Annotated in this window: 6 protein-coding genes; 5 read left to right on the plus strand and 1 reads right to left on the minus strand. The window is 62.9% G+C overall.

Going from position 1 to position 9,523, the window contains the following annotated elements; translation table 11 throughout:
• Positions 1-315: hypothetical protein (locus tag VNH11_22380; protein ID HVA49127.1), on the minus strand; the 315-nt coding region annotated here is incomplete at its 3' end.
• A 383-nt stretch (positions 316-698) separates the two neighbouring features.
• Between VNH11_22380 and VNH11_22385 the strand changes: the two genes are divergently transcribed.
• The 5 genes from VNH11_22385 (at position 699) to VNH11_22405 (ending at position 9,092) form a co-directional block, all read left to right on the plus strand.
• Positions 699-4,865 (plus strand): protein kinase, encoded by a 4,167-nt coding sequence (locus tag VNH11_22385; GenBank protein HVA49128.1) that lies wholly within the window; start codon positions 699-701, stop codon positions 4,863-4,865.
• Positions 4,866-4,883: 18 nt separating this feature from the next.
• On the plus strand, positions 4,884-6,845 hold the full coding sequence (locus tag VNH11_22390) for a CRTAC1 family protein (GenBank protein ID HVA49129.1): 1,962 nt from the start codon (positions 4,884-4,886) through the stop codon (positions 6,843-6,845).
• Positions 6,842-7,774: a hypothetical protein gene (locus VNH11_22395; GenBank protein HVA49130.1), complete on the plus strand. Its 933-nt coding sequence runs from the start codon at positions 6,842-6,844 to the stop codon at positions 7,772-7,774. The genes VNH11_22390 and VNH11_22395 overlap by 4 nt, the downstream gene beginning before the upstream one ends.
• Positions 7,775-7,780: 6 nt before the next feature.
• The gene (locus VNH11_22400) at positions 7,781-7,993 is read left to right on the plus strand and encodes a hypothetical protein (protein HVA49131.1); all 213 of its coding nucleotides are present in this window, start codon (positions 7,781-7,783) and stop codon (positions 7,991-7,993) included.
• Positions 7,994-8,093: 100 nt separating this feature from the next.
• A complete protein-coding gene (locus VNH11_22405; protein ID HVA49132.1) occupies positions 8,094-9,092 on the plus strand; it encodes a type II restriction endonuclease in 999 nt (332 codons plus the stop codon).
• Positions 9,093-9,523 lie beyond the last annotated feature (431 nt).

A 9,523-nucleotide genomic window follows, 5' to 3' on the forward strand; every position in this document is an offset into this window, starting at 1 on the left:
GATTTCGATGATCGCCGCGGGAACGACACCCTCTTCCCAGGTTCGAAAGGAACGGCGACGGTGCTTGCCGCGGACGCCCTTGCTGACCATCACGTCTGGACCGCGATTCTTGGCGGGACTCCTCTCTTCGTAGTAAAGAAGCATGTTCGCCGCCACGTACACGTCGTCGCGCGACCGGAACCAGTACGACAGCGCCCCGTAAAGGTATTTGATCGCGATAAAATGAAAATCGGTTTCGCCCATCGGTAGCCCATCGGAGTCGGGATAAAGTGGGTCGCGGGCGGTGCCCGGCAACGGTCGGACCAAAAGCGACATGGTTTTGCTACCTCAAGCGGCTGGACCCTTTTTGGCATTGTACCACGGTTTAGGCAATCAGCGGGAGACTCTTCCGGACAAAGCCGTACAAGCGCAGGGCGAGAAATCGGAACGCAGCTCGTTTCGCGCTGGGGCCGTACGGCGCGTCCTTGGGGCGACGAAACGCGACAGGACGGGTCGTGCCTGGCATCTTTCTGGCCAAGAGATTCGACGCAGGAATATCTGTTGTCCGCCACATGGCGGTGAGTAAGCAATGTGCCGCGTGCCCGGGTTTTCAACGAGCCGGACCTTGCAAAGCTATGCGGCAATCCGTAATCTGGGGGGCGGAAGAAGGTAGTCGCAATCGCAGGTGCCATGTGGACTCGGCGGCCAGGCAATTCGACGTGTTGGCAGCGACGGCGTCGTTCGACGATGTCAATGCACTCTGCCGCGCCTTCGCCGAAGAAGAGGCGGCGCCCTCGCAACGGCCGATCGAAACCTACTTGCGGCGCGTGCCCGACGGCGCGCAACCGACCTTGCTGCGCAACCTGCTCGATTTGGACATTCGGCGCCGTCGCGCCGCGGGCCAGTCGCCGCGGGCCGATGAATATCTCGTCCGACTGCCGGAATTCGCCGACGTCATCCGTCAAGCATTCTTGGACGCCGGCTCGCTTTCGGGCGGCACAAGGTCGCTCGCCGCAGGACTGGCCACTACCTGGGACGCGCCCCAAGCGGCGCCCGACTTGGCGGCCAGGCGGCTGGGCGAGTATGAGCTGCTCCGCGAACTGGGCCGCGGGGGCATGGGCACGGTGTATGAGGCCCTTCACGTGCGTCGGGGTGACCGCGTGGCGCTGAAGACGCTCCCGGCCGTGGATGGCTCGCGGCTGCACCGCTTCAAGCGCGAGTTTCGCGCGCTGGCCGACGTCAACCATCCGAACCTGATCGGCCTGGGCACGCTGGAAGCCGACGGCTGCCATTGGTTCTTTACGATGGATTTGATCGAGGGGACGGATTTTCTCAGCTATGTGCGGCCGAGGCCTGTAGGGAACGCCCTCCGTGGCGTTTCGCCTGCCGGCACCTCCGCTTCGACAGCCCACCCGCACGGCGTTGGCGAAAACGCCTTGGCGGCGCAGCGGAACGCCACGGAGGGCGCTTCCTACAGACCGACGGCGCAGGGAGTGGCGGAGCTCGATGTTGACCGCTTGCGAGCGGCACTGGCGCAGCTTGTGGCGGCGGTCATGGCGCTGCACGGCCAGCATATCATCCATCGCGACCTCAAGCCGTCGAATGTGATGGTCACGCACGACGGCCGCGTGGTGGCGCTCGATTTCGGTCTCGTGATGGAATCGAAGGCCAATGGGGGCATGACGACCGCCGGCCGCATTGAAGGAACTCCTCGCTATATGCCGCCGGAGCAGGCGGCGGGCGAAAGCGTGACGGCGGCGGCCGATTGGTACGCGGTGGGCGTGATGCTCTACGAGGCGTTGGCCGGCCGGCCGCCGTTTGAGGGACCGGTACTTAAGCTGTTGCAGGACAAACAACGCTTCGATGCGCCACCGTTGCCGGCCAACGCCGGTTTTCCGGAAGACCTGGCGCAGCTCGCCATGCGGCTTTTGGCCCGCGACCCCATGGCGCGGCCCGACGCCAGAGAGATCGCCAAGGCGATTTCCTTGCAAACCTCGGTGACGACCGTGACCCATTCCTCGCGATCGAACTTGGTGGGCCGCTCGGCCCAACTGCACGCGCTGGCCGAGGCACACCAGTCCGTCGCCGCCAAACATCAGCCGCTGACGGTCTTTATCCGCGGCCGCTCCGGCGAAGGGAAGACTTCGTTGGCGGAACACTTTTTGGAAGGCCTGCGCAGTGGCGCGGCGCGGCCCACGGTTCTCTCCGGCCGCTGTTACGATCGCGAGTCGGTGCCCTTCAAGGCGCTCGACAGCTTGATCGACGCTTTGTGCGGGCATCTCAGGTCGCTCGACAAGACCGAAGCCGCCTTGATGTTGCCCGACGATGTCGGACTGCTGGCGCAGCTCTTTCCCGTACTGGAGCGGGTGGAGGTGGTGGCGCAGGCGCCGCGGCCGCGGACCGTTGAGCTGGACGAGCAGCAAGTCCGCACGCGGGCCTTCGCCGCGCTGCGACAGTTGCTGGCCAAGCTCAGCAGTCGTCGGCCGATCGTGATGTTCGCCGACGACCTGCAATGGGGCGACGCGGGCAGCGCCGAGGCGCTGTTTGCCGTCTTGCGGCCGCCCGAGGCGCCAGCGGTGCTGTTTCTAGGCAGCTTTCGCAGCGACGAATGGGAGCAAAGCCCCTTCCGGCTGGAATGGGAGAGCGTGCAGAAGAAGCACGGCGCCACGATCGACCATCGCGACGTGAGCGTCTCGCCGCTGTCGGACGACGAGTGTCGGGAATTGGTGGTTTCGCTGCTGGGGCGCGACAACGACGTGATTCGACGTCGGGCTGCGGAGATTCACGCGGAAACCGGCGGCAACCCGTTCCTCTTGATCGAGTTGGTGAGCTGTTTCGATCCCGAAAGCGACTCGTTCCGTCCGGTGCCGATGCACGAGGCGGTGCGTCAAAAGCTGTCGCGGCTGCCGGCTGGAGCGGAGACGCTGCTCGACGTGGTGTCGATATCGGGCCAGGCCTTGCCGTTGGCCGAGGTGTCGAAGACGGCGGGCTACGATGTGCCTGCATTGGCCACGATCACTCACATGCGCACGGAGCGGCTGCTTCGTCTGATCGGCAGTCCCGACGAACCGCTGGTCGACACCTATCACGACCGGATTCGCGAGACCGTGCTCGGCCAATTGGAGTCGGACAAGCGGCGAGGACTTCACCTCTCGCTGGCCCGCGTGATTGAGGCCGGCGAGGCGCCAAGCGAGCTAGCGGCGTCGATTGAGCGAGGCGACGAGGCCAGAACTGAAAAGAGCTTCGCCCGCATTTATGATCTCGCCTATCACTTCGACGCCGCGGGCGCCCAGCGGCAGGCGCTGGCCTATGGTTTGCTGGCGGCCGAACAAGCGCGGCGTCAGTTTGCACCCGAAGTCGCTGCCCAAAAGTATGCGATCGCCGAGCGAAACGCCGAATCGAGCGCCGCGGCCACGCGGTTCCGCATCGCCGAGGGTTACGGCGATTCACTGATGCTTTTGGGTCGATACGCAGACGCCGCGGCGAAGTTCGAGGCGGGAACGGCCTGGGCACAAGACGACCACCAACGGGCGCGCATCGAGGGCCTCCAAAGTGAGCTGGCTTGGAAGGGCGGCAAGATCGACGACAGCGTTCGTTTCGGCGAGTCGTCGCTGCGCCGCTTGGGGAACTGGGTCCCGAAAACGTTGCCGACATTGCTCCTCGCCTTGCTGAGAGAAGGGGCGATCCAAGCGGTACACACGTGCCTTCCGGGGCGCCTGCACCGTCAACAAACGAATCGTGACTTTGACCTAACCATAAAAGTGCTTGATGGTTTGACGCACGCCTACATCTTTCAAAGCACGACGAAGCTTTTGTGGAGCCATTTGGCAACGATGAACCGCGTCGAGCGAGTGCCGCCGACGCCCCAGATGGCGTCTTGTTATGGCACGCACGCCGTTTTCACGGCCATGCTCGGTTGGCAGAGCCGCTCGGCCCGCTATGGCGCACGGGGGTTGGCAGCGGCCGAGCAATTCAACGACCTTTTGGTACGCGGGAAGACCTACAACTACTTCGGCGTCGGCGATTACGCCTCATCGCGATACGAGCAGGGGATCGAACACTTGGCGAAGGCCGTCGCCGCCTTCGAGCGGGCCGGCGACTACTGGGAGTTGCACATCGCCCGTTTCCACCGAGGTTGCTGCTATTTCGGTCTGGGCGACCTCGGGCAGGCGGTCGCGGAGGCGCGCTGGGTGTTTGAGTCGAGTGCCCGCATCGGCGACTCGCGCCCAATGTGTTCCAGTTGGCTCTGGGCACGGGCCACGCAGGAGAACCTTCCGTTTGAGGATCTGAGGAGTTGCTTTCCCTCTCGCCCGGACGACGTGATGTCGACCGTTCACGGCATCATGGCGGAAGGCTTATGGCACTCGTTCCATAACCGCACGCAAGAATCGCTCGAGGCCTTCGAGCGGGCGGCCGATATGGTGCGGAAAAGCTTATGCGTGAATTCCCATACGATTCTCGTCGTGCCCATGCTGGCCTTCGCCTTGCGGCGTCGCGCCGAGGCTGTCGCGCCGACTGACGCGCGACAGGCGAGTGTGCTGCGTCGGCGCGCCTTACGCGCGGCAAAATGGGCGGTGCGGCTGACGCGAATCTTCCCCGCCGCGTATCCACTTGCCCTGCGCGAGCTGGCTCTCGCGCTGGCCGCGCGCGGGCGGCCGCGCAAGGCGCTGCGTGTTGCGGAAAAAAGCTGCTCGGTCGCCCAGCGGCAAAAAGCGAAATATGAATATGCGCAAAGCTTGCTCGTGCGTGGCAACCTGGCTACGCAGCTCGGCCACGCGGATGGTCCGCAACTCGTGGCCGAAGCGCAATCGCAGTTGGATGCGATCGAGAAAACCGTTGCTGGGGGCGGCACGCCGGCGGCTGATTCGCACGAACACCGGGCCTGAGGACCCTCGAACCCTGCCATGCATCGCTTCATTACCCCCATCGCCGCGCTCGCCATCGTCGGCATGCTCTACTATCTCAGCCAGCCGCCGAAACTGCGCGAGGCCGAAGCCGCCGCTTTGGCCGGCCGGTTTGCCTTCGAAAAACGGCCGCTCGCGGAACCGCCGGGCTATGAACAAAAGACCGTGCGACAGGTGCATCCCAGCCTAGAGCATCTCTCGGGGCAAATCTCTTTTGTCGGCGCAGCGGCGGCGCTGGGCGATCTGGACGGCGACGGCCTGGCCAACGACCTGCTGCTGGTCGATCCGCGAATCGACCAAGTGATCGTGGCGCCCGTTCCCGGCACAGGCGAGCGCTATTCGCCGTTCGCGCTGCACCCCTCTCCCTTGGCCTATGATGTGACGACGACCGCGCCCATGGGCACCGTCATCGGCGATTTCAACGAGGACGGATCGGCCGACGTGTTGACGTATTACTGGGGCCGCTCGCCGGTCATGTTCCTGCGCAGGACGGACGGCGGCGATGGCGCTGCCGTACCTTCCGCAACGGCGTTTGATCCTGTCGAGCTGGTCGACCCGGTCCAGCGATGGTACACCAGCACCTGCACGCAGGCCGACCTCGACGGCGACGGACACGTCGACCTCGTCTTAGGCAACTACTTCGCCGACCATGCGCGTATTCTCGACGCCCGCGGCGACGGTCAGGAAGAGATGCCCGACTCCTTCTCCCGAGCGTTCAATGGCGGCCGCAACCGCCTGTTGCTTTCTCAGCTCGGCCGGCGCCTGATCGGTGCTGCCCTCTTTCGCGAAGCGGACGACGTACTGGCGCACGATGTGGCTTGTGGCTGGACGTTCGCTCAGGCGGCCGTCGATCTCGACGGCGACTTGCTGCCGGAAATCTACTTTGTGCAAGACTGGGGCCCTGACCGCTTGCTTCACAACCGGTCGGAACCGGGTCGGCTGCGATTCGAGTTGCTGGCAGGCGAGCGAACGGCGACCATACCCATGTCGAAGGTGCTCGGCTGCGACACCTTCAACGGCATGGGCATCGACTGCGGCGACCTCAACGGCGACGGTTGGCCCGATCTCTTTGTCAGCAACATCACTTCGGCCTATGGCTTGCACGAAAGCAACTTTTTGTTTCTTAGCACGGGCGAAATCGACCGCATGCGGGCCGGAATCGCACCGTACCGCGACGTCAGCGAGCCCTGGGGCATCGCCCGCAGCGGCTGGTCGTGGGAAGCCAAGCTGGCCGATTTCGACAACGACGGCACGCTGGAAGCCATCCAGGCCACTGGATTCTTGAAGGGAGCCGCCGACCGCTTCGCCGACTATCAGGAGACGGCCGTTGCCAATGATCGCATGATTCGCGATCCGCACGTCTGGCCCCACATGCAGCCGGGCGACAACGTGGCGGGCGACGACACAAATCCCTTCTTCGTCCGCGCCGCCGACGGTCGCTATTACGACGTCGGCCCGCACATCGGATTCGACCAACCGCTGAACAGCCGCGGCATCGCCATCGCCGACGTCGATGGCGACGGACTGCTCGACTTGGTGCTGGCGAATCAATGGCGAGCGTCGTACTTTTTCCGCAACACGGCGCCAAACGCAGGCCAATTTTTGGGCCTTTGCCTGCGGTTGCCGCTGGGCGCCGGACCGAGCCGCCCATTCGCGGTCCACGAAGGTCATCCCAGTGCCATGGGCGGCCCGACGCGACCCGCCCTCGGCGCCTCGGCCAGCGTGCAATTACCCGACGGTCGCAAGCTGGCGGCGCAGGTGGACGGTGGCAACGGCCATTCAGGCAAGCGCTCGCCGGATGTCCATTTCGGGCTGGGCCGCATCGAGGCTCCGCAGAAGCTGCGCGTCGAACTGCGCTGGCGCGATTCGGCCGGCGAAGTACAGGAAGCCACGTTACGCCTGTCGCCCGGTTGGCACACCGTCATTCTCGGCAAGCCCCAGGTCGAGGACAACGCAACATGAATGAAAAACCGTACTACTCCGCCGACCATTTGGCCGCGCTGCAGCGCTTCGCGCTGGCGATTACGGCCCTCACCATTCTAGGTCACGCGGTGCTGGGCTTTGAGCAGTCGTACGTGCAACCGCTGGTGGCGTTGGCGACGGCCTACTCTGTTCAGATCCTGCTGGAAGCGATCGACGCCTGGGCGCGGGGCCGGCGGCCGCGGTTCGCCGGTTCATTCAGCCGGCTGGTGGAGTTTCTGCTGCCGGCGCACATCACCGCGCTGGCGGTGGCGATGCTGCTCTACTTCAACGACCGCCTGTGGCTGGTCGCCTTTGCCGCAGCCGCTTCCATCGCGTCGAAGCACGTCTTCCGCGCGCCGGTCGGAAACGGCAGCCGGCACTTCTTCAATCCGTCGAACTTTGGCATTGCCGCGACGCTGCTGCTCTTCCCGCACGACGTGGGGTTGGTCATGCCATGGCAGTTCAGCACCAACCTCTCGGGCGCCCTCGATTGGGCATTGCCGGCCGCCATCTTCGCGCTGGGCAGCTACATCAACGGCCGCTTCACTCGCCGCTTACCTCTGGTCATCTCCTGGCTGACGGTGTTCGCCACACAGGCAGTAGTGCGGGCGATCGTGTTCGGCACGCCCCTTCTCGCAGGGTTGGCGCCGATGACCGGCATTGCTTTCGTGCTCTTCACCTTCTATATGGCCCCCGATCCCGCAACGACGCCGCGGCAACCCGGACGGCAAGTTGTCTTTGGCGCGGCCGTGGCCGCCGTGTACGGCATGTTGGTCTCGCTGCACATCGCCTTCGGTCTGTTCTTCGCCTTGACCATCGTCTGTGCCGCCCGAGGACTGGGACTATGGGCGATCTCCCTCGCCCGGCCGCGGGCAACGTCGCTGGGCGACTCGAACGCCTTGGCGATCACGCGGCCGCGCTTCGAGTGAAAGATCGTGGCGGTCAGATTAGCCGGGCTGACGGGATGCTCCAGCACGTGCGGGGCCGGCCGGGGACGGGCCACGCTCGACGACTTCCTGGCGTTGCAGCCGCCCGAATGGTCCGAGATGAAGCGCTGCCGCGAGCGCGACGAGTGCCGCGAAAAGCTGCAGCAGCTCGGATTGGTCAAGGCGGACGCATCCCGGATTATGGACCGCGGCCGGACGTGACGGCTCCGCCGAGTTGACTTTCACCTGGGGCGATGTTAGCCTGCCCGTGTCTTCACTTACCGCCTTGAATTGGAGACAGGCGACGTAGTGCGAATTCCGTTTGGCCCTCAACGACTCCTGTTCACTTTCACTCATGGGAATGGATTTCAAGCAGGCCCTGGAGAAACGCTTCGGCGAGTTTTTCAGCCTTGTGGCCACCGACAAAGGCGACTGGACGGTCAAGGGATTCATCGACGTGTACAAGAACATCTACACCATCAGCGTGGACACGAAAGTCGTGTCGAAGATCGTTGAATTGATGATATTCCCGGTCATTTTGGATTTCGCCAGAGCAAACGATTTCAAAATCGTCCTGGCCACTCACCAGAACCATTATCCAGACGTGACTTTCATTGGACGTAAGAGGCACGAGAAGTTCGCGCTCGATCTGAAGAGCACTTATCGGCTGAGCCCCAATAAGGTCAACGGAATGACGCTGGGCGCGTTCACCGGATACTTTCGCAACCGTACATCTCGCAAGAACATCAGTTTCCCCTATTCCGAGTACGAGAAGCACTACATTCTTGGCGTCATCTATTCCAGGGCCGATCTCTTTAAGGCCACAAATGAGCTGGAAAAAGCGGGCTACAGTATCACCGCCGATGCTCGCAAAGCACTCGGGTTGTACATAGCTCAGCAGTCGCCCGACGCGCTTGAGACCCTCGCGGCCTTGCTCGGAAGCCCGGAAGATGATGACAAGCGGGACGAGTTAAAGGAGCTCGTCCAAGTTTGCCTGATCGACGAGAAGAAGCGATACAATCTCGAGCAATTGCCAGACATCATGTCGGTCGTTTGCGAGTTCGATTTTTTTGTGCGGGAGAAATGGAAGGTCGCGAGTGATAGACCAGGCAGCGGAAATACGAAAAACATTGGCTCGTCCACGGTCATTGACGAGCTGAGGAACGGCACTGGTGTCTTCACCAAGCAGCCTAACGGAGAAGCGGTTTTCAATGACTATTGGATGTTCTACTTGACCAAGGACATGGCCAAGGCGATCGACTCCACTCCTCCTTACAAGAATCTCAAGACGTACCTTGCCTATAAGGAAGCTGCCAAGTGACGCGCCAAGCATTCCCCAGGCGAGTCGAAACCATCCACGTGCCGCCGATAAAATGCCAGGGGATCAAAACGAAACTGGTTCCGTTCATCGCGACGAATATCCAATGGGATGGCCGCGGACGTTGGATTGAGCCGTTCTTAGGCAGCGGCGTTGTGGCGCTCAATCTGGGGCCGACAGAAGCCAGGTTGTCGGATACGAACCGGCATGTGATCGAACTGTATCGCGCGATACAGACGGGCCGCATCACGCACCTGACTGTCCGCGAATCGCTCAAGGAAATGGGCGAGTGTCTGAGTTCAAGTTTCGCGGTTTTCGCGAGGCAGTTTCGGTCAAATTGAAATCGGCCTCCATGCCAAAAACGGGTAAACCTGTGGTGCATCAAACATCCCAGGCAACCCGCGGCAAGGAGGCCGAACATGCAAGTTACTTCA

The sequence above is a fragment of the Pirellulales bacterium genome (assembly GCA_035533075.1).
Classification (GTDB): domain Bacteria; phylum Planctomycetota; class Planctomycetia; order Pirellulales; family JAICIG01; genus DASSFG01.

Excerpts from the sequence above, each read along its gene's own strand:
- VNH11_22395 (HVA49130.1), top strand. The coding sequence starts at position 6,842 with ATGAATGAAAAACCGTACTACTCCGCCGACCATTTGGCCGCGCTGCAG.
- VNH11_22390 (HVA49129.1), top strand. The coding sequence starts at position 4,884 with ATGCATCGCTTCATTACCCCCATCGCCGCGCTCGCCATCGTCGGCATG.